The sequence below is a fragment of the Pseudovibrio sp. Alg231-02 genome, assembly GCF_900143565.1.
GTDB lineage: Bacteria > Pseudomonadota > Alphaproteobacteria > Rhizobiales > Stappiaceae > Pseudovibrio.
In genome coordinates this window covers 939,023-962,407 of sequence record NZ_FREX01000001.1, presented here as the reverse complement: position 1 = coordinate 962,407, position 23,385 = coordinate 939,023, and the positions used below count along the sequence as shown (strand labels likewise).

At 51.9% G+C, this 23,385-nt stretch carries 20 protein-coding genes; 10 read left to right on the top strand and 10 right to left on the bottom strand.

The window, feature by feature from the left end; translation table 11 throughout:
- Positions 1 to 32: 32 nt before the first annotated feature.
- From DHN43_RS04200 to DHN43_RS04180, 5 genes are all read right to left on the bottom strand, one after another.
- Positions 33 to 1,418, bottom strand: a complete 1,386-nt coding sequence (locus DHN43_RS04200) for an MFS transporter (RefSeq protein WP_057465021.1) — start codon at positions 1,416 to 1,418, stop codon at positions 33 to 35.
- A 128-nt stretch (positions 1,419 to 1,546) separates the two neighbouring features.
- Positions 1,547 to 3,448, bottom strand: a complete 1,902-nt coding sequence (gene dxs, locus DHN43_RS04195; RefSeq protein WP_108817804.1) for a 1-deoxy-D-xylulose-5-phosphate synthase — start codon at positions 3,446 to 3,448, stop codon at positions 1,547 to 1,549.
- A gap of 779 nt (positions 3,449 to 4,227) precedes the next feature.
- Positions 4,228 to 4,482 carry an exodeoxyribonuclease VII small subunit gene (locus DHN43_RS04190; protein ID WP_208985567.1) on the bottom strand — a complete coding sequence of 85 codons (255 nt, stop codon included), beginning with the start codon at positions 4,480 to 4,482 and terminating at the stop codon, positions 4,228 to 4,230.
- Between the two features lie 37 nt (positions 4,483 to 4,519).
- The gene (locus DHN43_RS04185; RefSeq protein ID WP_108818004.1) at positions 4,520 to 5,440 is read right to left on the bottom strand and encodes a histone deacetylase family protein; all 921 of its coding nucleotides are present in this window, start codon (positions 5,438 to 5,440) and stop codon (positions 4,520 to 4,522) included.
- A gap of 643 nt (positions 5,441 to 6,083) precedes the next feature.
- A complete protein-coding gene (locus DHN43_RS04180; RefSeq protein WP_108817803.1) occupies positions 6,084 to 7,073 on the bottom strand; it encodes an L-threonylcarbamoyladenylate synthase in 990 nt (329 codons plus the stop codon).
- A gap of 321 nt (positions 7,074 to 7,394) precedes the next feature.
- Here DHN43_RS04180 and DHN43_RS04175 point away from each other — a divergent pair, with 321 nt between their 5' ends.
- The 3 genes from DHN43_RS04175 to DHN43_RS04165 all read left to right on the top strand — a co-directional run bounded on the left by DHN43_RS04175 (position 7,395) and on the right by DHN43_RS04165 (position 10,904).
- Complete coding sequence (locus DHN43_RS04175) at positions 7,395 to 9,173, top strand: acyl-CoA dehydrogenase (protein WP_108817802.1); 1,779 nt, start codon at positions 7,395 to 7,397, stop codon at positions 9,171 to 9,173.
- 71 nt (positions 9,174 to 9,244) lie between these two features.
- Entirely contained in the window at positions 9,245 to 9,982 is a 738-nt protein-coding gene (locus DHN43_RS04170) for a crotonase/enoyl-CoA hydratase family protein (RefSeq protein ID WP_108817801.1), read from the top strand.
- Between the two features lie 55 nt (positions 9,983 to 10,037).
- Entirely contained in the window at positions 10,038 to 10,904 is an 867-nt protein-coding gene (locus DHN43_RS04165) for an SDR family oxidoreductase (protein ID WP_057464897.1), read from the top strand.
- 88 nt (positions 10,905 to 10,992) lie between these two features.
- Here DHN43_RS04165 and DHN43_RS04160 read toward each other — a convergent pair whose 3' ends face one another.
- The gene (locus DHN43_RS04160; RefSeq protein WP_063302392.1) at positions 10,993 to 11,982 is read right to left on the bottom strand and encodes a DnaJ C-terminal domain-containing protein; all 990 of its coding nucleotides are present in this window, start codon (positions 11,980 to 11,982) and stop codon (positions 10,993 to 10,995) included.
- Positions 11,983 to 12,152: 170 nt separating this feature from the next.
- Positions 12,153 to 12,641 (bottom strand): RT0821/Lpp0805 family surface protein, encoded by a 489-nt coding sequence (locus DHN43_RS04155; protein ID WP_108817800.1) that lies wholly within the window; start codon positions 12,639 to 12,641, stop codon positions 12,153 to 12,155.
- A gap of 99 nt (positions 12,642 to 12,740) precedes the next feature.
- Between DHN43_RS04155 and pdxH the strand changes: the two genes are divergently transcribed.
- Positions 12,741 to 13,367, top strand: a complete 627-nt coding sequence (pdxH, locus tag DHN43_RS04150; protein ID WP_373456179.1) for a pyridoxamine 5'-phosphate oxidase — start codon at positions 12,741 to 12,743, stop codon at positions 13,365 to 13,367.
- A gap of 368 nt (positions 13,368 to 13,735) precedes the next feature.
- On the opposite strand, the gene DHN43_RS27160 is transcribed toward pdxH, so the two are convergent.
- Positions 13,736 to 13,906: a hypothetical protein gene (locus DHN43_RS27160; RefSeq protein ID WP_167550269.1), complete on the bottom strand. Its 171-nt coding sequence runs from the start codon at positions 13,904 to 13,906 to the stop codon at positions 13,736 to 13,738.
- A 568-nt stretch (positions 13,907 to 14,474) separates the two neighbouring features.
- Between DHN43_RS27160 and DHN43_RS04145 the strand changes: the two genes are divergently transcribed.
- Positions 14,475 to 15,200, top strand: a complete 726-nt coding sequence (locus DHN43_RS04145; RefSeq protein WP_208994813.1) for an HAD family hydrolase — start codon at positions 14,475 to 14,477, stop codon at positions 15,198 to 15,200.
- Between the two features lie 192 nt (positions 15,201 to 15,392).
- Positions 15,393 to 16,328, top strand: a complete 936-nt coding sequence (locus DHN43_RS04140; RefSeq protein ID WP_108817798.1) for a DUF1499 domain-containing protein — start codon at positions 15,393 to 15,395, stop codon at positions 16,326 to 16,328.
- 306 nt (positions 16,329 to 16,634) lie between these two features.
- Here DHN43_RS04140 and DHN43_RS04135 read toward each other — a convergent pair whose 3' ends face one another.
- Both DHN43_RS04135 and DHN43_RS04130 read right to left on the bottom strand, forming a co-directional pair.
- Complete coding sequence (locus DHN43_RS04135) at positions 16,635 to 17,828, bottom strand: MalY/PatB family protein (RefSeq protein ID WP_108817797.1); 1,194 nt, start codon at positions 17,826 to 17,828, stop codon at positions 16,635 to 16,637.
- Between the two features lie 62 nt (positions 17,829 to 17,890).
- On the bottom strand, positions 17,891 to 18,808 hold the full coding sequence (locus DHN43_RS04130; protein ID WP_108817796.1) for an MBL fold metallo-hydrolase: 918 nt from the start codon (positions 18,806 to 18,808) through the stop codon (positions 17,891 to 17,893).
- Positions 18,809 to 19,148: 340 nt separating this feature from the next.
- Here DHN43_RS04130 and DHN43_RS04125 point away from each other — a divergent pair, with 340 nt between their 5' ends.
- The 4 genes from DHN43_RS04125 to DHN43_RS04110 are packed head-to-tail and all read left to right on the top strand — an operon-like array spanning position 19,149 to position 23,129.
- Positions 19,149 to 20,117 (top strand): metal ABC transporter solute-binding protein, Zn/Mn family, encoded by a 969-nt coding sequence (locus tag DHN43_RS04125; RefSeq protein WP_057464903.1) that lies wholly within the window; start codon positions 19,149 to 19,151, stop codon positions 20,115 to 20,117.
- Position 20,118: 1 nt separating this feature from the next.
- Positions 20,119 to 20,943 carry a metal ABC transporter ATP-binding protein gene (locus DHN43_RS04120; protein ID WP_108817795.1) on the top strand — a complete coding sequence of 275 codons (825 nt, stop codon included), beginning with the start codon at positions 20,119 to 20,121 and terminating at the stop codon, positions 20,941 to 20,943.
- A gap of 9 nt (positions 20,944 to 20,952) precedes the next feature.
- Positions 20,953 to 22,188: a metal ABC transporter permease gene (locus DHN43_RS04115; protein WP_063293806.1), complete on the top strand. Its 1,236-nt coding sequence runs from the start codon at positions 20,953 to 20,955 to the stop codon at positions 22,186 to 22,188.
- On the top strand, positions 22,188 to 23,129 hold the full coding sequence (locus tag DHN43_RS04110; RefSeq protein ID WP_063317897.1) for a metal ABC transporter permease: 942 nt from the start codon (positions 22,188 to 22,190) through the stop codon (positions 23,127 to 23,129). The genes DHN43_RS04115 and DHN43_RS04110 overlap by 1 nt, the downstream gene beginning before the upstream one ends.
- Positions 23,130 to 23,385: the final 256 nt, after the last annotated feature.

The window sequence follows — 23,385 nt, the reverse complement described above, 5'->3', positions numbered from 1 at the left end:
TTCTTAGTTGCTTCCGCTGAGTGTGTCTACACTCAGCCAGAAGGGAATCTGGAATTATCCTGAGTCTCATCAGTTGTAGGCGGATTCTCATCCTCATCATTGCGATTTGGCAAATCACCCACTTCTTCTGAGGCCATGCCCTCATCCTGCTCGTAGGCAGGGAACTCTTCAGGCGGAATAACGTAAGGATCTTCGATATCTAGCGGATCAGGCGTAAGCACGGCACCCATGTTGGATGTTGCACCGTATTCGAAGTCTGTCTTCTCCAGATCCTCGTCCGCAGGGCGAATAACCAGGCGGCTGACAACGAAGAGCGCAAGAGCGACTTCAACAAGTGCCACCCATATGAATAGCCCTTCAGGGCCGATACTGAACATCAGGCCTGCTGCAACGGTCGGTCCAATCATCGACCCGATTCCGTTCGACATCAGAACACCAGAAGATGTCTCGACGTAGTCTTCTGCTTCCACATAGTCGAAGGCGTGGGCAGCAACAATCGCGTATGTCGGCTGACTGGCCATGCCCAGGATCAGGAATACGGTGAATGTAGTCCAGAAGTTTCCGCTCTCAAGCGTAAAGAGCACTAGAGCTGCCGCTGCCGCGGCGAAGCCCAAAAGCAAAATAATGATACGACGGTCAACACGGTCAGACAGACGACCAATCGGCCACTGCGTAATCGCACCACCCAAAACGATGGCCGCTGCAAAATATGCTGCCTCGTTGGTGCTGTAACCGATCTGCTTGGCATAAAGCGGAGCCAGCGCCCACATGGAGCTGTTGGCAAGACCAATCAGCAAACAACCAATCAGGGCCACAGCGGAGGTCTGATAAAGGTTGATCGGGCGGAAGCGCACTAGCGTAATAGGAGCTGGCTGTACTGCTTTGGTGAGCACAACGGGAACCACGGCAACGCTGACAAAAATGGATGCAATTGCAAATGGCACAAAGGTACTAACGTCAAAGCCAACAATCATCAGCTGGCCACCCATGGTCGCACCCAGGTAGCAGATGATGTAAAGCGACATGACTGTGCCACGGTTCTCATTAGTTGCCCGGTCATTCAACCAGCTTTCGACAACCAAAACGATGCCAGCAAAACACACACCAGTAATGATGCGGAAAAGTGCCCACGCCAAAGGGTCCACCAGAATAGGGTGGAGCAGCGCGGCGCCAGACATCAAAGAAACCAGTGCAGCAAATGCACGGATATGACCGGCCCGTAGAATGAGAAACGGACCAAACAGACACCCAATCACAAAGCCAATGTAAAAACTGGACGAGATCAGACCAATCTGGAGGTCTCCAAATCCGGCCAAATCAGCTTTGAGGGGGATAAGCGTCGAAGAAAGTCCATGCCCTGCAAGAATCAGGGCGGTGGACAGCATCAAGGACGCAAAGGTTGCAAGCAGCAGTATCATGCGCGCACCAGCCAACGATGTAAAACTGAGTTCACACTACATATCATATGCAAAAAGAAAATAAGGAGAGCAGCGAAAGCTGCCCCTCATTTAATTTTTTGATGAGTTATGAACACAAATACAATGTTCTACACCAGCCTTAACGGCAAATCCTCTGCTTTACCAAGGGTTTCAAAGACACGGCGCACAATCCCTGATGCATCTAGTCCCGCATCTTTGTACATCGTCTCCGGCTTCGCATGGTCCTGGAAAACGTCCGGCAGGATCATACTGCGAACTTTAAGAGACCCATCAAGCAAGCCGTTGTCAGAGAGGAACTGAAGCACCTGGCTTCCGAAGCCGCCAATGGAACCTTCTTCGATGGTGACCAGCACATCGTGCTCTTTGGCAAGGCGCCCGATCATCTCAGTATCAAGCGGTTTGGCAAAGCGTGCGTCGGCAACTGTTGTTGAAAGACCGGCCGCATCAAGCGTATCAGCAGCCCTCAAGGCTTCCTGCAAGCGGCCACCCAGTGAAACCAGAGCAACGCGGGAACCTTCTTTAACGATGCGGCCTTTGCCGATCTCCAAAGGCATGCCAACTTCCGGCAGATCAATGCCAATGCCTTCACCACGCGGGTAACGGAAGGCAATTGGACCTTCATCATAAGCAGCAGCGGTGGAAACCATATGGACCAGCTCTGCTTCATCACCCGGTGACATAACAACCATGCCCGGCAAGCAAGAGAGGAACGCAGTATCAAATGAACCTGCGTGAGTCGCACCATCCGCGCCAACGAGACCAGCGCGATCAATCGGGAAGCGTACAGGCAGTTTCTGGATCGCAACATCGTGGACAAGCTGATCGTAGCCACGCTGAAGGAAGGTCGAGTAAATTGCACAGAACGGCTTGAAGCCCTCAGAGGCAAGACCAGCGGCGAATGTCACAGCATGCTGTTCAGCAATACCCACATCGAACATGCGGGTTGGGTGAACTTTTTCAAACACATCCAGACCAGTTCCGTCCGGCATCGCGGCTGTGATGCCAACGATCTTCTCGTCTTTGTTTGCTTCTTCAATCAACGCATTGGCAAAAACGCGAGTGTAGGCAGGTGCATTCGGTTTCGGTTTGGACTGTTCACCTGTCACAACATCAAACTTGGCAACAGCGTGATACTTGTTGCTGGCGTTCTCAGCAGGCAGATAGCCTTTACCCTTTTGGGTTACCACATGAACGAGGATTGGACCTTCTTTAGCGTCCCGAACGTTTTTCAGGACAGGCAAAAGGTGATCCAGATTGTGCCCATCAACGGGGCCAACATAGTAGAAGCCAAGTTCTTCAAACAAAGTGCCGCCGGTAAAGAAGCTGCGGGCAAACTCTTCTGCCTGCGCTGCTTTTTCCTGCAGCGGTTTTGGCAATGCGCTTGCGACCTGCTTAGCTGCCTCGCGGAAGCCCTTATAAGTCTTGCCGGAAACAAGACGCGCAAGACTCGCGGAAAGGGCACCAACAGGTGGAGCAATTGACATGTCATTGTCGTTCAAAATAACGATCAGGCGGGAGTTCAGCGCGCCTGCATTGTTCATGGCTTCATAAGCCATGCCAGCGGACATCGCACCATCACCAATTACAGCGATCACATTGTTATCGCCGCCAGCAAGGTCGCGGGCCACAGCCATGCCAAGGCCAGCTGAAATAGAAGTGGAAGAGTGTCCGGCACCAAATGGGTCGTAATCACTCTCGGAGCGCTTGGTGAAGCCACTCAGGCCGCCATCCTGACGCAGTGTGCGAATACGCTCTTTGCGGTCAGTCAGAATTTTGTGCGGGTAACACTGGTGTCCTACATCCCAGATCAACCGATCTTTGGGCGTGTCGAAGACATGGTGGAGCGCAACGGTGAGTTCAACAACACCTAATCCAGCTCCTAAATGCCCTCCTGTAACAGAAACAGCATCAACCATCTCCTCTCGAAGCTCTTCAGCAACTTGTTGAAGGCGGTCCTCGGGGACCTTTTTGAGATCAGATGGGTTTTGAATTTGATCTAGCAGGGACATCAGGGTCTTCTTAAGTCTTTTGACTATTTGGCAGCTTAACACAGAACGACCCGACCATGGCATATGTTCTAAATTATGGCCGAAACGACTGTCTTCCGTAATTGACCACGATTATAGCAAGCCTGCCCTCTGTGCAATTGCCTGTCATGAATAATTGATCGTTTATGCTAGGTCCTTTTGTAGGGATGCCTCTTCAAAACCTGTGTCAATAGGGGATGAGAACGTATTTTTTTTCATTTGCTAGTATTAATTGCGCTTTTGTCACCCCATGGGGTGATGCAATCTGCGACGAAACGTCCTATGTCGAATGTGTGGTCGATGGGGCCACGTGCACAGTGATCGACTTGGGGCTACGGTTTTCGTAGCCCCCTTTTTTTTGCCTATACCAATATCCGGCGATAAATGAAGAATACTTGTCGATTTAAACTAGACCGTCCGGTCGGTTATACGATCTATCCAGTGCTTTGTATTCTCTGCCTCGAAATAATATTCTGTGAAATATCTCCGGTTAAGTATTGTTCCAATTAAAACTTATCGGCTCAATAGAATAACGGGTGTGCTATGTGCTCAATAGTTTTTGTCCAGTTTTATTTAGTAGGCTAAATAATAAATTATCACGAAATTTTTATCATTTAAGTAAAACAGCGTTCCTGTTGAATCAGGTGCAAACAAAAACCCCGCTCAAGGCGGGGTCTGTTGAAAAAATGAACGCGTGTACTGGAGAGAGAATTCTAGTTATTGTGTTTAGAACTAGAATTTCAATTCCATATTGGCTGAATTTATTGCTCGTCCAGCGCTTCTGTGCCAACTGCGTTTCCAGATGTGTTCATCTGGATTTTCTCTACCTTCTCTTCAGCAGCTTTGAGCAAGCCATCGCACTTTTCACGCAAGGCTTCTCCCCGAGCATAAAGCTCAATGCTCTTTTCCAGAGGCACGTTGCCTTGCTCCAGATTGCGAACAATGGTTTCCAGCTCAGCTAATGCTTGCTCAAAGGAAAGGTTTTCAATGGAACCGGCTGCTTCTTCTGTCACCAAACTGTCCTCGCTCAGTCGGGAGTAGGTGCACTCCCAATTAGTAATCCATCAATGTCATTACATGAGCGGCGGCAGATCGCGCAAGACCTTCCAGATCATACCCACCTTCTAAAAGGGAAACGACACGTCCCTGACAACAATCATCCGCAATTTCGATGAGTTTGCGGGTCGCCCACGCAAAGTCCAGCTCTGTGAGGCGCAGGCCGCCAAGTGGATCACGTTCATGAGCATCAAAGCCCGCGGAGATAATGATCAGATCCGGTGAGAATTCACGGATGCGCGGCAAAATCGCGTAATCAAGGGCCTCGCGGAACTGAGTTCCATCATCGCCTGCCGTGAGTGGGGAGTTGACAATGTTGTTGTGCTCACCCGTTTCATTCACTGCACCGGTGCCTGGAAACAGCGGCATTTGGTGAGTGGAGGTGTACATCACGGTTGGGTCGTTCCAGAAGATTTCCTGAGTGCCGTTTCCGTGGTGAACGTCAAAATCCATGATCGCCACACGCTCAAGCCCATAAACGTCCTGTGCATAGCGGGCTGCAATTGCCGCATTGTTAAACAGGCAAAAACCAGAGGTAAGAGCTGACTCTGCATGGTGTCCTGGAGGCCGGCATGCCGCAAAAGCGTTGGAAACGCGTTTACTCATCACTTCATCGACACAGCGTGTTGAGCCGCCAACAGCCCGCATCGCCGCCTCCCAGCTGCCCGGAGACAGATTGGTGTCTGGCGCAAAGTCGATAAGGCCCTCTTCAGGGTTAATATTGTGGATAGAGTTGATGTAGTCAGAGCTGTGAACCCGGGCAATATCCTGAAACGTTCCAAATGGTGCAATATCGCGATCCAGCATGAAGAACCTTTCGTTCTCCAGCATACGATCAATAGCCCGCAAACGGTCGGGACGTTCTGGATGACCAAGCGGAGTAAGATGATTTAAAAAAGCCTGATGGTGCAGCAGCAAAGTACTCAAGATATTGAACCCGTTAAAAATGAAGTCAGATACACAGCCAATTTTAGAGCTCGTTCCAGTAGCGAAGTTGGAGCGTGAAGTGAGCACACTTACTCTAGTGTGATGGCACCTAAATCCAATCCTGTGAAAAATTGGGCGAATTACATATACAAGTCCACATTGCCGAGCAGTCTGTCAATTGTACACCCCTCCAGTTTATCTCGGTAATTGGGATGAGGTGCTGATAAATCTCAGTGGTTATGCCTGCGTGGAATGCCCAGCTGTCCCGTGAGTAAGACAAGAAAAATCCGGAGTGCGTGTATAACACGCAACCCCGGATTAAAGGTGCGAGCAATCTGTGTTGCTCGTGGGGGAGGTCCGCTGCATCTCTAAGAAATACATGACTGTAATATTGGGCCAATTCTTTAAATTTGCACGCTGATTATTCCCCCACTCCTTGAATTCATACTGAGCGGAAAGAGAAAAGGTTAACACCTATTCTTTAGGTGTTGCATAAATACAAGGAATTCTACAATAAGCCCAAAGTATTCAGGGGTAGTTATCCTGTGCTCTCAACGGGTTGCGGCAGAGAGGTCTTGGGAAAATACAAAGAAGAAGGCAAGGCGCGGCCTGTTTTCAGCGTTCTGAACAGCGTTTAATCGCGGGGAGCAGCAGCACGGGCGAGCCGGTCATTAATAGCTTCCCCCAGTCCATGATGAGGGATTGGCATGACTGCAATTTTTCCGTTTTCTCCAAGGTCGGCCTGACGCAATGCAGTAAACAAGCGTGCAGCAGCCTCGGTCAGATCTTCTGAGTCGCTGAGAGGAACCAGCTTGGCAGCTTTATCGGAGCCTTTGGGCAGATTAGCACCAAAGGTAATCAACGCTTCCCCTTCCGCCACATCCTCTGCATTCAGGCGAATGTGGGAGTTGGGAGCGTAGTGGGATGTCAGCATCCCGGGTGCCATTGGGGCGCTGTCGTCTGTTCCCGCACGCACAAGTGTTTCACCAAGCACAGCTTCAATGTCTTCACGGGCCAGACCACCCGGTCGCAGAAGTGTTGGGCGTTTCCCCACAAGCGAGACGATTGTTGATTCAACGCCTACAGATGTCGCCCCGGAATCGATGAGGTAAGACAAGTGGTCTTTAAGATCGTTGATAACATCTTCTGCAGTCGTGCCGCTGATCCGCCCGGAAAGGTTGGCCGAAGGTGCCGCCAGCGGGCGCCCGGTATGCTTGCACAATGCCCGCATCACATCGGAGCGAGGCACCCGAAGTGCGATTGTCTCAAGACCTGCCACAGCAAGATCAGAGACCGGGCTGGTTGGCCGCTTCGGCAACACAAGAGTCAACGGCCCCGGCCAGAAGGCTTCGGCCAGCTTGAGAGCGCGGTCATCAAAAAAAGCGTGGGTTTGTGCTGCTTCCAGACTGTCTATATGAGAAATTAAGGGGTTGAAACTTGGACGCCCTTTCGCCTCATATATACTCGCACAGGCTTTGCCATTGGTTGCATCTGCAGCCAATCCATATACCGTCTCAGTAGGTATCGCGACGAGTTTTCCATCGCTCAGCGCATCGCAAATATCCTGGAAAATTTGCGTGTCTTCCAACTGGGTGTCAGATGGGTGTAAGCGCCAGAGTTTCATACCTTTTCTTTCTTACTAAGACGAATGTAGGGGGCTACCTGCCTCTAAGGGATGCTTGACGTATAGGTTAATCACACTACTGTCCCAAACAGGAAAAATTCTGTAGCGGCCTTTTGATGGGCAAAAGCCAATTCGTCAAGTCGCTATAGCGTATTCCCGAGACGTGAGCGTCGGTTTTCGGATGAGAGTATGCGCAAATATACGCGTATTTCCGAGGAGTGGCCGCCAGGTGTCGGTGAGGACTACGCGTAAATACATATCTAAGGCGGTTTGCTGGCCCTATATGGAAGGTAGGCGGCTTTAGAAGGGGAGGAAAACAAAATGTATCGTGCACCACTGAGTGAAATTGTATTCACGCTGAAAGAAGTAGCCGGTTTAGGGCAGCTTCAGGCGCAGCCGGGACAGGAAGAGCTTTCAGACGATTTGATCGAAGCTATTCTGGGCGAGGCCGCAAAGTTTGCTGAGGAAGAGATCGCGCCTCTCAATAGGGTTGGAGATGAAAATCCGGCACAATTGATCGATGGAAGCGTCAAAACCTCACCGGGCTGGAAAGAGGCTTACACCAGTTGGCGTCAGGGCGGTTGGAGCGCGCTGACAGGTGATCCGGAGTACGGAGGACAGGGCCTTCCAAACATGCTCCACGTCGCTGTGTTCGAAATGTGGAATGCGGGCAGTATGGCTTTTACCTTGTGCCCAACACTCACCACAGGTGCTGTAGAGGCTATCGAGAAACACGGCTCCCCGGAACTCAAAGCAAAGTACCTCGAGAAGCTCATTAGCGGCGAGTGGACAGGCACCATGAACCTGACTGAGCCACAGGCGGGCTCAGACCTGAACGCTCTACGTGCCAAAGCAGAACCTGTGGGAGACGGGTCCTACAAAATCTCTGGTCAGAAGATTTTCATCACCTATGGCGATCACGATATGACAGACAACGTGGTCCATCTGGTGCTGGCTCGCTTGCCGGACGCGCCTGCTGGAACACGTGGCATCTCACTGTTTGCAGTGCCAAAGTATTTCGTCAATGACGATGGCAGCCTTGGCGAGAAGAATGACGTGACCGTAGCTGGTGTGGAACACAAGCTCGGCATCCATGGCTCTCCAACCTGCACCATGTCTTTTGGTGATAGGGGCGGTGCAATCGGTTGGCTCATTGGTGAGGAAAACAGAGGCCTTGCTTGCATGTTCACCATGATGAACAACGCCCGCCTTGCAGTGGGTGTGCAGGGTCTCGGCATCGCAGAGCGTGCCTTCCAGGAGTCTCTGGCGTTCTCACTGGATCGCAAGCAGGGCCGCGGTATCGGATCTAAGACCGATGGTATGGACCCGATCGCAGTTCATCCGGATATTAAACGCACCCTTCTCTCCATGAAGTCGCAGACACAGGTTGCCCGCGCAATCTGTTATGCCTGCGCACATGCACTGGACATGGCGAAAGTCGCGCCGGATGCGGATCAGAAGAAGTTCTGGGCAGAGCGTGCTGGCTTGCTCACACCAATTGCAAAAGCCCTCTCCACTGATTTTGGTGTCGATGTGGCCTCTCTTGGTATCCAGATCCACGGCGGCATGGGCTTCATTGAGGAAACCGGCGCAGCCCAGCATCTGCGTGATGCGCGCATCGCTCCGATCTATGAAGGCACCAACGGCATTCAGTCCATCGATCTGGTGATGCGCAAGCTGCCAATGTCTGGTGGTGATCAGGTCCGCAGCCTCATCGCTGAGATCAAAGAGATCGCTGCAAGTGTAAACGCAGACAACACCGGTGAACTGGGTGATCTTGGTGCCAAGCTGGATGCAGCTGTTGCTGATCTGGAAACCGCCACCGAATGGATGTTGAGCGCACAGGCTGACGGGAAAATCCCGGAAGCGCTTGCAGGTGCGACACCATATCTGCGTTTGGCAGGCATCACTTTGGGCGCTGGCTTACTGGCAAAAGGTGCTCTGGCATCCAAAGATGCACCAGAGACGTTGAAGAAGCCACGCTACCTGATGGCGCGCAGCTTTGCAGAAACTGTTCTGGGTGAGAGCGCACCGCTGAAAGACGACGTAACACGCGCAGCTGAAGCAATCCTTGCATTCGACGCTGCTGAACTTGCCTGATCCAAGAGGCAGTCAACCGTATTTAAAAGGTGAGGTTGAACAGGCCTCACCAATCAGTTTGGGAGGGACACATGATCAGTATTGAACGGAACGGCGCAGTCCAGATCATCCGCATGGACCGCGTAGAAAAGAAAAACGCACTGACACAGGCCATGTACATGGATATGGCAGATGCGTTGAAGACAGAAGACGAAAGCATCCGCTGCCATGTCATGCTTGGCCGCCCAGGCGTATTCACCGCAGGCAACGACATCGCAGATTTCCTCAAGGCAGCAATGTCAGGCGAAGGCCTGGAAGCTGGCGGTGTTGGCAAATTCCTCGGCGCACTTCATGAACCATCCAGACCTGTAATCGCAGGCATTGATGGTCCTGCTATCGGCGTGGGTACCACCATGCTGTTCCACTTCGATATGGTGTTTGCGACAGAAAACGCGCTCTTCAAAACGCCGTTCACCGACCTTGGCATCATTCCAGAAGCGGGCTCAACGCTGATCGGCCCAGAGACAATGGGCTACCACAAGGCGTTCGAATTGCTGGCACTGGGTGAGAGCTTCACCGCCGAGATGGCAAAGGAAGCAGGCTTCGTAAATCACGTGGTCTCTCCTGATGAGCTGGAAGACCGTGTGCTTGCGATCGCGCAGAAGGTTGCATCCAAGCCTCAAAACGCCCTGCGCATTTCCAGAGAGCTGCTGCGTGGCAAGCGTGAGCCGCTTGAAAAGCGCATTTTTGAGGAAATCGGCCTCTTTGCTGAACTGCTTAAGTCTGATGAGGCCCGCGAAGCCTTCATGAAGTTCATGAGCAAAGCTTAACTCGTTCAGATGCGGTGTTCAGCACCGCATCTCAATTCAGGAATTTGGGGGAAACATGGGAAGTCTGAAGGGTAAAACACTGTTCATTACCGGTGCATCTCGTGGAATTGGCCTCGCGATTGGCAAGCGGGCAGCACAAGATGGTGCGAACATTGTGATCGCTGCAAAAACGGCAGAACCGCATCCTAAGCTGGAAGGAACGATCTACACAGCAGCCAAAGAGATTGAGGATGCCGGAGGTCAGGCGCTCCCGCTCGTGGTTGATGTGCGAAGCGAAGAGAGCGTTGAGAATGCAATGAAGGCGGCGGCTGAAAAGTTCGGTGGCATCGATATTGTGGTCAACAATGCCAGTGCGATCAACCTGACACCGGTTCAGAAAATCGACATGAAGCGCTTTGACCTGATGCACCAGATCAACACGCGCGGCACCTTACTCTGCTCTAAGCTGGCGATCCCGTATCTGAAAGAAGCAGAAAACCCGCATATCATGATGCTTTCTCCGCCGCTGGATATGCAGGAGAAGTGGTTTAAGAACCATACACCGTACTCCATTGCCAAATACGGCATGAGCCTTGTTGTACTGGGACTTGCCGGAGAACTGCGCTCTAAGAAGATTGCTGTAAACGCTCTTTGGCCGCGCACGACCATTGCCACGGCTGCTGTTCAGAATCTGCTTGGCGGCGATATGATGGTTCAGGCAAGCCGGACACCAGACATTCTGGCAGATGCCGCGCATCTGATCTTCACAAAACCGGCAGCAGACACCACCGGCAACTTCTTCATTGATGATACATTGCTGGCGGAAAACGGTATGACCGATTTTGACAAGTACCGCGTGAATCCGAAAGTGAATCTGCAGCCAGATTTCTTTGTTCCAGATGACAGCGTAGCGCCAGTCAGCTTAGCTGCAATCGAAGCTTAGCTTTGCTAGTTGAAGCACATAGCTTTTGAGAAATTCAAAGCGTGGCAAAATAAAAGGCGGGGTGACCCGCCTTTCTCATTGGTAATGATCAGTCGAACTCTGGACCGCGTGCCGAATACGGCTTCACTTCTTTCCAGACGCGCATCAGATTTTCAAGTTCTTCATCTGTCTGTTCTGGCAAGACAATCTCAAGCCCAACAAGAAGGTCACCGTGACCGCCTTCTTTCTTCGGCAGACCCTTGCCTTTCAGGCGCATGGTCTTTCCGCTGCTGGTGTTGGCAGGAATTGTCAGGTTAACCGCACCACTGAGAGTTGGAATGCGTACTTTGCCACCAAGAACGGCTTCATAAAGGGTGAGGGGGACATCTACACGAACATCCTCTCCATCCACTTTGAAGAGCTTGTGTGTGGAAATGCGAACTTCCACCAGCGCATCCCCAGCCTGACCACTCTTGGCAGAGGCAAAACCTTGCCCTTTCAGGCGGATCTTGTCGCCGCTCTGCGTGCCAGCCGGAATTTTTACATTCACAGTCTTGCCGCTTGGCAGCTTCACCTGAACCTTGCCATGGTGGGCAAGGTCTTCAAGTGTCACCCGTGCAATGAGGTTGGCATCAGCTCCCTTGGTAGGGCCAGCATGGAAATGAGATTCTCCACCGCCTGCGCTGCGGCGTTTGCCGCCGCCAAAGCCACCAAGAATATCATTGAGGATATCGTCAAAACCGCCAGCATCCTGAGGGCCGCCGGCACCGCCGTGGCCTTCGCCAAAGCCCTGCTCAAACCGGAAACCACCACGACGCCCTGAATTACGGAAACCTTCGAAGCCACCGCCGCCACCCGGGCCGCCATAAAACTTGGGTTTGCCATCCGCGTCTATCTCACCGCGATCAAACTGTCCGCGCTTATCTTTGTCGCCCAAAATTTCATAGGCTTGGTTCGCTTCAGAGAAGCGCTCCTTAGCCTTTGGATTGTCTGCATTCTGGTCTGGGTGGAACTGTTTGGCCAGTTTGCGAAACGCTTTCTTGATCTCTGCCTCACTGGCATTTTTGCTAACACCAAGAACAGAATAGGGATCTCTCATCGTCATCCATCAAATTGAAATAAGGGCAGTTTATAACTCACCCATTACATAACCTTGAGTTCGATGGGGCGCAAGCAGCCGTAGCCGAACTTAGCTAATCAGACGTGAGTATTTCAGTGGTTTTAATCTAGTAGGACACGTCGCATTTGCGAAACTGAAGCGAGGAAGAGTTATTCAGTGACAGTTGCATCGGTTTGGAACGGAGCAAGCTGGACAATCTTCATTTTACGATTGGTATCCGGGCAGCTGCGCCCCTGATAGGCTCTGACACCGCCAACAGTGTTCGCGCTGGTCACAAAATCGGTACAACCCGCAATGCTTTCTGTTTTATCAACAGACATGAGAGAGGTGATTGTGCCGCTATTGCCGCTGACAGGATTGGTCCAGGCCATAGGTGCAAACCGGTGCTTGGTTTGCCCGCTCTCGTTCAGAGCTTCCTCAATGGTATTCGTAATAACCGTACGGTCGGTGCGATGAATCTCGCTATCCGCGACCTTTTGCTTGGTATCAACTGCTTCTGTCAGGTTCAGAGGTTCTTGATACTCACTGTTGTTCACAGATATGGACATTTGAGTGCAGGCAGGAAGTGTCAGCAAGAGCGCAGCCGAGACAGAACACGACTGGCGTAAACGGGTTTTCTTGCTATACAAAACTGCCATATTACTACTAGAGCCTCAGGTTGAATCCGTTGTTTTAACGAATTCCGGTTCATCCACAGTGTGAGGATCCTAAAGGGACTATTAACTATGAATGGTGACATCCAAAATCTGGAAGAAAAGTTTACAAATAGTTACTCTGAAAGCGTAGAGGTTCCTTTTCAACTATTTGGTGAATGGCTTGCGCTTGCAGAAAAGAGCGAGCCCAATGATCCTAATGCCATGTCAGTTGCGACTGTAGATGAGAATGGCATGCCCAATGTACGGATGTTACTCCTTAAAGGTTACAGTCCACAGGGTTTTGTGTTTTATACAAACTTTGAAAGCACAAAAGGCCGCGAAATTCTTGCTCACCCTAAGGTTGCTTTGTGTTTTCACTGGAAAAGCTTGCGCAGGCAAGTCCGGGTACGTGGCAATGTTATCCACGTAACTGAAGACCAGGCTGACGAATACTACAACTCACGGCCACGAAAAAGCCGCATTGGTGCGTGGGCGTCCAAACAATCCCGCCCATTGGAAAGCCGCTTCGCGCTTGAAAAAGAAGTTGCCAAATACGCTGCTAAATATGCTGTTGGTGATATTCCGCGTCCTGGGTATTGGAGCGGTTGCATTTTGCAACCATTGGAAATCGAATTCTGGCACGATCGTGCCTTCCGCCTACATGACAGATTTGTCTTCAAAAGAGACAGTGCAGAAGACCAGTGGGATAAGGTACGTCTGTATCCATAATGCATTTCAGATGAAGGCAGAGCGCATCACAAACATGGTGCGCTTGGTCATTTATCAGCGCTAGAACATGAGCCGCTATTGAAAGCAAAATTAGATATGGGGCAGGGCCGTGGGATCGTCATGCAGAAGACATAACGGTTGATGCTTCTACAGGCTCGGCAAGAAATAAGGCGGCTCGCAATCCTGCGGGTCGCCTTCTTTGTTCAGATAACCAGACGCCCGTTCAGGTCATCAAGTCTCTGTAAAGCCATGCCCTAATAAGGCGTGGCTTACGCATTGAAGCAGTCATCAATGTGATTGGAATACATAATCAAGCAATTCAGTTCTTGAAAAACAAGCTGGAATCTCTGATTTGTAGCCCTGACGCATCAGTCCGTCGGAAGAGGATATTCTTCCTGAACCTTAGGCTGATATGCCTCTTTCTGCTTGCCGTTACAGCAGTTCGCAGCATTGACAGCCTGAATGCCCACTGGACGATAAAGTTTGTCCAGATCAGGTTTAGCGTTTTTCTTTTGTTGCTCAGTCGTTCCGAAGGCCATTTTAGTCCGTCCCCTTGGGACAAGTTGTGTTGCAGAAATCGCGATGCTTATCCGGAATGAGTAGCCGGATAACCCGATATAAGCGTCAGCTCATATGCAGGAGTGATACTCAAATCGGGCATGAATATGTTAGCGCCAAAAAAACTAAAAAAGCCAATCTAATTTCGAGGGGGGAATTTCCCAATAAACTCAGCAATTTGAATGCATGAAACATGACGTTAACTAATTGCTCAGCAGGCTTTCCGGAAATTATTATTATTATACAAAAGGATAGGATCTCAGGTTGTGAGCTAGTTAAAATTATCGCGACTAAACCATTAATGTATCAGGCTATTTTGAGTGACATTTGGCCGCGATTTCCCAGACTGCGAAACTGACAAAAAACTGTGTATTTAGTGTGCCAAGAAGCTTGTGGCCGAATGATTAGCATCGCTCATAGTGATTGGTGCTCGTAATGCTCTGTATAAGTGCGTAGATTGAGCCGCTTGCATAAGAACTATTCTGCTCGGGTAATCGCCCGACGACGGTCTCCCATATAAACCGTCATATGCGCTGAAGGAAAATGACAATGAACGTGCGCGCCGTACTGTTTGATCGCGATGGAACTCTCATTGATTTCAATAGGACATGGGGCACGGTGCTCCAACATGTTCTGATGGACCTGGCAGATGGAAATCTGAAACTGGCCACTGAGCTTGGCCATCTCGTGAAGTTTGATTACGCCAGCTGTGCCTGCCAACCAGGTAGCCCAATTCTGACCAATCCGCCAAGCGATTACAGCGAACCATGGGCCAATCATCTTGGTGTTGAGTTTAACCGCGCGTTCCTGGACCGTATTGAAGACCTTATCCTGGACCATGCGGCAGACTGTGTTGCAGCATTTGATGATACAGCATCATCGATCAAGGCTCTGGCTGCAGCTGGTTTGCCGATCGGTCTGGCGACAAATGGCACAGAAGCAAGTGCCGTTGCACAGCTGAAGCGCCTTGGTATTCTCGACTACTTCACTTTCGTTGTGGGCTACGACAGCGGACATGGTGAAAAACCAGAACCGGGCCAGCTTTTTGGATTTGCAGAGCACACAGGTATCGAGCCTCAGCACATCGCCATGGTGGGTGACAGCCTTCACGATATGCATGCAGCCCAAAACGCGGGCATGGTGCGGGTCGCCGTAACAACCGGCGCTTTGACCGCTGAAGAGCTGAAGGACCATTGTGATCACCTGCTCGACAGCCTGACTGATCTTGTGAACCTGGTTGGCCTGAAGGCGACAGGCGAGGGCGCTGCTGCTTAATAGCGTCTCCTGAATGCGGCGGTTCATCCGCCGCAACTCCCTCTCCTAAAATCTGCGCGAAAATAATAGCAGTATTCAACCCTCGGTAATTCTGAACTGCTAGTATCTGGTATCGTAAAGTAAAGAGCTGTAACCTTCATGCTGAATGGTTACGTTAAACTCTGAGCTGCAGATTGAAGAGAGTGGGATAGAATGACCCTGCAATTGCCCTTAAGACATTCCCGCACTGCCTTGCGCAGTCGTCGTATCGGCGCAATTGCGATTCCGTTTCTTATTCTCTCCGTTGCAGGCCATTACTTCGAGCTGTTCAACACAGAGGTGCTGCTCGTTCTCTTCGTGATCGGCTTTTTCATGGGGGCTGCTGCCATTGTGCTGGCCGCCATGGCCGTGGTTGATCTGTGGAACAACGGCGGCAAAGGGTTTGGCAACAGCTTTCTGGGCACGTTTTATGGTGCCATCGTCCTCGCCCCGCTTTTCATCGCCACACTGGGGCTCTACCTGTTCCCGCCACTCAATGATGTCTCAACAGATATGGATGAGCCGCCTGCGCTGATTGCCGGAGATCGTATTGATGATGAAATCGGGCAGGACAAGCAGCTCATGCAAAAGGCCAGCTATCCAGACATCGTCCCGCGCCGGTTCCGCCTGCCTCCTCCTGAGCTGCATAACGCTGTTTCCAGCGTCGCCTCCAGCATGGGGTGGAAGGTGATTTACGAGTTACCCGCGGGTTTCCCGGACGAGCCCACCTACCTGCTCATGGAAGCACGCATGCCATACTTCTCTTTGAAGGATGATGTCGCCATTCGCATCCAGCCGGATAGGGTCGGTACACTTTTGGATATCCGCTCTGCGTCCCGCTTCGGCAGTCATGATTTTGGCACCAATGCCCGCCGTATAAGAGGATTTCTGGCAAGTCTGGATAAAGTGCTCTTGCAAAACTACGGCATCACAGCCCGGGTTGAAGAGCCAGAGCTGGTCCTGCAGGACGAGGCTGAGGAGCCGCCTCGGCTAACAATCTCAGAGAGCGTGCCACTGCTGGAAGCTCCGCTAGAACTGCCACCTTCAATTGCATCCATGTTGAAAGAGCGTGGGACCGCGCCAATTCCCTCACAAAAGCCTGCACAGTAAACTGCCTGCACCTGTCAAAGGAGCTGCTGCCAGTTTGGTAGAGTATGATCCGGAGATAAAAGCAGGCCCAGAAACGACATAACCAGCGCCGGGGAAGCACTGGTTATGAAAGCTTGCGTGAACAACGAGTACCGCTTTAAGGCTATCGCGAAACTCAGAGAGTTCTGAAGCCGGGGAAGCCGTTGAACTCTGTAAATTCAATATGACTCATTTTATAGCATGTGTGTGTGATAATTGTCACGCCCCCACAAAAAAATACGCCCAGAAATGGGCGTATCTTTGATAACTCAAAATATAGCTTTGAAATCAAGCGTTTGTTTGGATGCGAAGATCTGCAAAAACATCCTCCAAACGTTTGATAGCCTCTTCAACGGTCGATTTTGGACAGGCCAGATTGAACCGCAGGAACGTTTCTCCGCCTTTTCCAAATGTGCTGCCGATGTTGACAGCGACCTTCGCCTGCTTCTGGATTCGAGCGACGATCTCATCAAACGGCAGGTCAACATTTTTAAAGTCGACCCACTGCAAATAGGTGCTCGCCATGCGCATCACTTTAGCGCCGGGGATAGCAGCTTCCAGCCCCTCAATCAGCAGCTCTTGATTAGCCGCAATGTAATCGCAAGCCTCAGTGAGCCATTCATCGCCATGGTTGTAAGCCTCAGTTGTGGCCTGCGAGCCGAGCGGGGTGGCGTGAACTCCACAAGCAGTAAAGACCTTGCGGATTTGATCACGCAGCTCTTTGTTGCTGATGATGCACGCAGCTGTCGCAAAACCGGCCAGATTGAAGGTCTTGGAGGCAGATGTAAATGTAATCGTCCGCTCTGCAATCGCCTCAGACAGGGTCGAGGTGACCACATGCTTGGAGCCATCCAGAATGAGATCGTGGTGGATCTCATCAGAGATGATCAAGATGTTGTGCTCAAGGCAGAACTCGCAAATGCGGGTCAGTTCCTCTGCAGTCCAAACACGGCCACCCGGGTTGTGAGGGCTGCACAGCAACAGGATCTTGGTGCGTTCATCAACCTGATCAGCCAGATTGTCGAAGTCCATGTAATAAGCACCATCACGCTCAATCAGCTGGCTTTCTACAAGGCGGCGGTTGTTGTCCCGCACAGCGCGGCCAAATGCGTGGTAAACTGGTGAGAACACCAGGACGCCATCACCTTCCTCAGAAAACGCCTGAATAGCCATGGAGTAACCAGCCACAACACCCGGCACTGTTGTGATCCAGTCTGGAGAGACATCGAACTGGTGACGACGCTTCATCCAGGAAATGACAGCCTCTTTGTAAGGCGCATCATTACCGTAATAGCCGTTAATGCCGTGCTCCGCAGCGCGGGCAACCATGTCGTTCACGGCTTGCGGTGGGCGGAAATCCATATCTGCAACCCACATCGGCAAACCGTCATCAGGACTGATGCCATAGCGACTTTCCATCTCATCCCATTTAAGAGAATGAGTGTTTCTGCGATCGATCTTCTGGTCAAAAATACTGGTCATTACGTCTCTAAGTGTTGGAGAGATCGGTTTCTCTGGGGTGTCCTGACAGTGTGTAAGCTGAGCTATGTCAGCTCACGCAACGTGAATTTTGCGGAGAGTGTAACCTTCGCATCGCACATGACAACCCCTTGAGCGATGAGATCATCCAGTTGTGCAAGAACATTGAGCGCCGCTGCCCCATGCAGCTTTGGGTCCACATCTGTGTAAATGGCTTTCACCATGGTCATGACCTCATCATCCCCCGCACGCAAACGCTCAAGAATAGCATCGGAGCGCATCTGACGATGCTGCTTCAACTGGGGGAGAAAGACCTTCGGGTTGTTTACCTCGCCGCCATGAGACGGGAAGTAGCGGGTTTCACTGCGCGCCATGAGCTTGTCCAGTGACTTCATATAGGCGTTCATGGACCCGTCTGGCGGCGCCACAATGGTGGTCGACCAGGCCATCACGTGATCACCGGGCAGCATCACACCTTGCTCAGGAAGGGCGAAAGACAGGTGATTCTCTGTGTGTCCCGGCGTTGCAACCACTTCAATTGTCACACCATCAACAGAGATTTTGGTGCCATCTTCCAGCTCGTCGTCGGGCACAAAGTCCTTCTGAGAGCTCGCATCCATTGGCGTTTCTGCCATATCAGAAAATGAAACAGCTCGTTTGTGAGGTCCGCACCCCATCACAGGAGCACCCGTCTTTTCCTTCAAAGGGCCGGCAAGTGGGGAGTGATCCACATGGGTGTGGCTGACGAGAATGGCCTTCACGGGCCGGCCATCAATGGCCTTCATCAAAGCGTCCAGATGCTCCAGATCCATCGGGCCCGGATCGATGACAACAACCTCGTTTTTACCAACAAGGAAAGTGTTAGTTCCTGCAAACGTTAGGGCACTCGGGTTATTGCAGGTTACGCGCGACAGCTCATCGGTGATCGCAACAAGCTCACCGTGTCGTGCATCAAATTCGCGATTGAAGTCCATCTTGCTCATGTCAGGTCTCTCCCATTGCTCTTATAAATAAGCCTTTGGCAAATAAGAGGCAATGGCAACTAGGCCTGATTGATGGTCGACTTTCTGCTCACGTCCCACAGTTCATCCAAGAGGCGGCAAAATACCGATTTTCAGAAACTTTCATTTTTATATTGCAATTAAGAATGAGTTGCAACTAGACTGCAGGAAGAAACAGGATGCCCGCAGAAATTCTGATGGTATCTTTATTTAAAGAGCTCAGGGCGAAGATATTGGCCAGGAACAAAGTGGCTGGGTCGGAGAACTGCGAAAGATGAAGAGCCTGAAAGTTTGCTCTAGTCGTTTTAGAAAGTTGGATTTTATGCGCTACTTCAAAGCTGCTGTGTTTGCAGTGACAGTGATGGTTCTCGCAGGCTTTTCCAGCCTGTCAGCGGCACTTGCAAAGGCTCCGATCAATGCGGTTGCCACAGTGGGCATGGTTGCTGACGCTGTGCGTGCCGTTGGCGGTGACAACGTCACTGTGGAAGCGCTAATGGGAACAGGCATTGATCCGCACTCCTACCGCCAGACCCGCTCTGACGTGGTGAAGATGGGCCGCGCAGATGCGATTTTCGCAAACGGTTTGTTTCTGGAAGCGCAGATGGAAGATCTGCTGCTGAAGCTTCAAAAACGTAAACCTGTCTTCTTCATCGGTGAAACCATCGACTCTGCCAAGCTGGAAGGTTCAACCGCATACGCTGGTCGCTATGACCCGCACGTCTGGATGAGCCCGACCCTTTGGCAAGGCGCGATCAATGGTGTGACCGAAGCCTTCGTCTCCATGGACCCTGAAAATGAGCAGGACTATCGCGACAACGCAGCAGCCTATCTGGCGCAGGTGCAGGAGCTGGCAAATTATGGCGATAAGATCCTCCAGACGGTACCGCAGGAGCGCCGTGTTCTTGTAACAGCGCATGATGCGTTCACCTATCTTGGCCGAGACTTCAATTTGGAAGTGGTTGGCATTCAGGGCATCTCCACCAACTCAGAAGCTGGTTTGCAGCGGATTGAGACACTGGTTGACCTTCTCGTCGACCGCAAAGTCACAGCAGTGTTTGTTGAATCGTCAGTATCAGAGCGAAACATACGTGCGCTGGTCGAAGGTGCCGCAGCCAAAGGCCACAAGGTCGAGGTCGGCGGCGAGCTCTTCTCAGATGCGATGGGCCAGTCCAATACCTATGAAGGAACGTATATCGGTATGATCGACCACAACATGACCTCGATTACACGCGCTCTGGGTGGAGAAGCACCTGCTCAGGGTATGCAGGGTAAACTTGGAGCAGGTCACTAAGATGCATGATAGAAGTTCCTCCGGTCTGCACTTGTTGCATGACACCGAAAGCTCAAAAACTGTGAACCCGCAGGACCTGCCGTTCACCGTGCAGGGCATGACGGTCGCTTACCACCACAAACCTGTGCTTTGGGGCGTGTCGTACTCAGCTCCAAAGGGATGCCTGACAGCCATCATTGGCCCCAATGGCGCTGGCAAGTCCACATTCCTGAAAGCAGCTCTTGGCCTGATCCCGAAACTCTCTGGTGACACCAAAGTCTTTGGTGCGCCAATTGAAAAGGTCCTCAAACGCATCGCCTACGTTCCGCAGCGCTCAGCCGTGGATTGGGATTTTCCGGCAACGGCCATTGATGTGGTTCTGATGGGCCTTTACGGGCAAATCGGCTGGTTCCGTTGGCCATCCCGCAAGCACCGTCAAAAGGCGATGGACTGTTTGAAATCCGTTGGCATGCAGGACTTTGCAAACCGTCAGATCGGTCAGCTCTCCGGTGGCCAGCAGCAGCGTGTGTTCCTTGCAAGAGCTCTGGCGCAGGATTCTGAAGTCTATCTCATGGACGAACCTTTCGCCGGTGTGGATGCTGCAACAGAAAAAGCAATCGTGGCCGTGCTCCGCCAGCTGGTAGCAGATGGTAAGACCGTTCTTGTGGTGCACCACGATCTTGAAACCGTGCGTGATTACTACTCTCATATTCTGCTGCTCAATGGGCAGCACGTGGCAGACGGCCCGGTGGAGACAACCTTCACCGCTGAGAACCTGCAAAAAGCGTATGGCGGACGCCTTGCCAGCACGCAGCTGGATGGTCTCTCTGAAGCCTCAAACGCGTAAGGCAACGTCATGGAACAGTTCTTTGCCGCCCTTACTTTGTCCGCAGGCTACAACACAGCGCTGGTTTGCATCGGCGCAGCCCTTCTGGGGGCGGCCAGTGGTGCCATCGGTGTCTTTGTTTTGCTCAGAAAGCGGACACTGATCTCGGACGCCGTCAGTCACGCAACACTTCCCGGCGTCGCGCTCGCCTTCATCATCGCACAGGTTTACTTCGATTCAGGTCGCTCCCTGCCAGTGCTCCTGTTTGGTGCGGCCTTGTCTGCTGGTATTGGCGTTCTCGCCGTAGATTGGATCAAAACCCACACCCGCCTCACAGAAGATGCAGCCATCGGCACCGTACTCTCCACCTTCTTTGCCGTGGGTATGGTGCTGCTGACGATCATCCAGTCCATGTCAATTGCAGGGCAGGCGGGTCTGGAAGGCTTCCTGCTTGGTGCAACCTCCGGCATGCTCAAGTCTGAAGCGCTGACCATCTCAGTGGCAGCAGCACTCGTTGGCCTTGCCGTTGTGCTGCGCATGAAAGAATTCTCACTGCTGTGCTTTGACGAAAGCTTTGCAGCAGCCTGTGGCTACAACGTGCGCTGGCTGGACCGCACACTGCTTCTGCTTTTGCTGGGCATTGTGGTGATCGGCCTTAAAACAGTCGGCCTCGTTCTCATTATTGCTTTGGCAATCATCCCACCTGTGGCTGCCCGTTTCTGGACAGACCGCGTGCCGGTGTTGGTTGCCATTGCAGCAGGTATTGGCGCCTCGGGAAGCTACATCGGAGCTGCTCTCTCAGCCAGTGCACCAAACATGCCAACAGGCGGTTTGATCGTGCTGGTGCTCTTCAGTTTCTTTGTAGTTTCCCTGCTGATCTCGCCTGTCAGAGGCATTCTGGCAGCTGCGCTCAAGCACTATCGTTTCCAACGCATCGTGCACTTGCGTCAGGGTTTGCTTGCCATCGCACACGATGAACCAGTGCTGGAACCTCTCACCCGCTCCATCCTCCGCCGCGGCGGATTCATGGGCGGTGACGGTCAACCAACGGTCAAAGGTCAGTCTGAGGCGCGTCTCATTGAGCGGGACCAGAAGCTCTGGAACCTCTACCGCGAAATGCACCCAGAAGAATCCCATGCACTGGCAGACTGGTCTCTGAAGCCAATCGGAGAAGTTTTGCCGGCTGACACAGTCAGGGTGCTGGAACAGGAACTAAGCCCGCATGTTGTGCGCGGTGGTGAAACAAGCAAAGGAGGAGCAGTCTGATGGATATTTTCCTGCAATTTGACCTCCCAAGCATCCTGCTCGGATCTCTGGCAGCACTCGCCTGCGGTCTTCTTGGCAACTTCCTCGTTCTGCGCAAGCAGGCGCTCATGGGCGATGCAATCTCCCACGTGGTTCTGCCAGGTATCGTGATCGGCTTCCTGTTCACCCATGAGACCAGCTCCTGGGCCATGATGCTCGGAGCAGGGGGAGCTGCAATCTTTGCAGTCCTCCTGATTGAGCTGATCCGGCGTATCGGCAATGTGGAACCGGGGGCAGCCATGGGCGTGGTGTTCACCACCATGTTCGCAGCAGGCGTTGTGATTCTGGAGCAAACCGGGACCGCTGGCGTCCATCTGGATGTGGAGCACGCGCTCTACGGCAATCTGGAAAGTGCAATCTGGCTGGACGCCTATTCCCTCTCAGACCTGTGGAACTGGCAGGTGCTCATGACCCTACCGGAAAGCATCAAGCAGCTGTTTGTTGTTAACATGCTGGTGATCGTGTTTATCGTGCTGTTCTTCAAAGAGTTGAAGATCTCCAGCTTTGACCCGTTGCTCTCTGCAAGCCTGGGCTTTTCGCCTAAATGGCTTGGCCTTTCACTCATTGTCATGGTGGCAATCGCTGCTGTTGCTGCATTTACAGCTGTAGGGTCGATCCTTGTGATTGCTATGTTTATCTGCCCGGCAGCAACGGCTCGCATGCTGACAGATAATCTGAAAGTCCAGCTCTTCATCTCCGGCATCGCATCCCTGTCCGCTGGCCTGTTTGGTTACCTGCTGGCAGCGTTCGGTCCGGGCCTGCTTGGCTATGAATTCTCCGTGTCCGCAGCCGGTATGATTGCGGTTGTCGCTGGTCTGCAGCAGGTGCTTGCCATGTTGTTTGCTCCGCAGTATGGCGTCGTTATGCGGCGTCGCCGGCAAAGAGCGCACGCAAGCGTCTGATAGAGCCTGTAGCCTTCGACAATTGAAAGGGAGTACCTGAAAAGGTGCTCCCTTTTTAGTTTGCCAAATAAATAACAGATTGAAATTACCTAGAGTTTTCAGGTCAACCTATAGAAATATAAATACAATATTGCCTAGCCCGCTAATAATGAGCTACGCTCCATAAGTTAATATACGTAAATTGTCATGGGTCTGTCACAGGTTGCAGTTAGCTGCCTAGGTGATGGAACCGGAGGGGCGCCGATTCTAAGTATCG

What these genes read in the sequence shown, in the direction of transcription:
- DHN43_RS04200 (WP_057465021.1), bottom strand. Translation starts at nt 1,418, where the DNA reads ATGATACTGCTGCTTGCAACCTTTGCGTCCTTGATGCTGTCCACCGCC.
- dxs (WP_108817804.1), bottom strand. Translation starts at nt 3,448, where the DNA reads ATGTCCCTGCTAGATCAAATTCAAAACCCATCTGATCTCAAAAAGGTC.
- DHN43_RS04180 (WP_108817803.1), bottom strand. Translation starts at nt 7,073, where the DNA reads ATGAAACTCTGGCGCTTACACCCATCTGACACCCAGTTGGAAGACACG.
- DHN43_RS04175 (WP_108817802.1), top strand. Translation starts at nt 7,395, where the DNA reads ATGTATCGTGCACCACTGAGTGAAATTGTATTCACGCTGAAAGAAGTA.
- DHN43_RS04170 (WP_108817801.1), top strand. Translation starts at nt 9,245, where the DNA reads ATGATCAGTATTGAACGGAACGGCGCAGTCCAGATCATCCGCATGGAC.
- DHN43_RS04165 (WP_057464897.1), top strand. Translation starts at nt 10,038, where the DNA reads ATGGGAAGTCTGAAGGGTAAAACACTGTTCATTACCGGTGCATCTCGT.
- DHN43_RS04160 (WP_063302392.1), bottom strand. Translation starts at nt 11,982, where the DNA reads ATGAGAGATCCCTATTCTGTTCTTGGTGTTAGCAAAAATGCCAGTGAG.
- DHN43_RS04155 (WP_108817800.1), bottom strand. Translation starts at nt 12,641, where the DNA reads ATGGCAGTTTTGTATAGCAAGAAAACCCGTTTACGCCAGTCGTGTTCT.
- DHN43_RS27160 (WP_167550269.1), bottom strand. Translation starts at nt 13,906, where the DNA reads ATGGCCTTCGGAACGACTGAGCAACAAAAGAAAAACGCTAAACCTGAT.
- DHN43_RS04145 (WP_208994813.1), top strand. Translation starts at nt 14,475, where the DNA reads ATGAACGTGCGCGCCGTACTGTTTGATCGCGATGGAACTCTCATTGAT.
- DHN43_RS04140 (WP_108817798.1), top strand. Translation starts at nt 15,393, where the DNA reads ATGACCCTGCAATTGCCCTTAAGACATTCCCGCACTGCCTTGCGCAGT.
- DHN43_RS04135 (WP_108817797.1), bottom strand. Translation starts at nt 17,828, where the DNA reads ATGACCAGTATTTTTGACCAGAAGATCGATCGCAGAAACACTCATTCT.
- DHN43_RS04130 (WP_108817796.1), bottom strand. Translation starts at nt 18,808, where the DNA reads ATGAGCAAGATGGACTTCAATCGCGAATTTGATGCACGACACGGTGAG.
- DHN43_RS04125 (WP_057464903.1), top strand. Translation starts at nt 19,149, where the DNA reads ATGCGCTACTTCAAAGCTGCTGTGTTTGCAGTGACAGTGATGGTTCTC.
- DHN43_RS04120 (WP_108817795.1), top strand. Translation starts at nt 20,119, where the DNA reads ATGCATGATAGAAGTTCCTCCGGTCTGCACTTGTTGCATGACACCGAA.
- DHN43_RS04115 (WP_063293806.1), top strand. Translation starts at nt 20,953, where the DNA reads ATGGAACAGTTCTTTGCCGCCCTTACTTTGTCCGCAGGCTACAACACA.
- DHN43_RS04110 (WP_063317897.1), top strand. Translation starts at nt 22,188, where the DNA reads ATGGATATTTTCCTGCAATTTGACCTCCCAAGCATCCTGCTCGGATCT.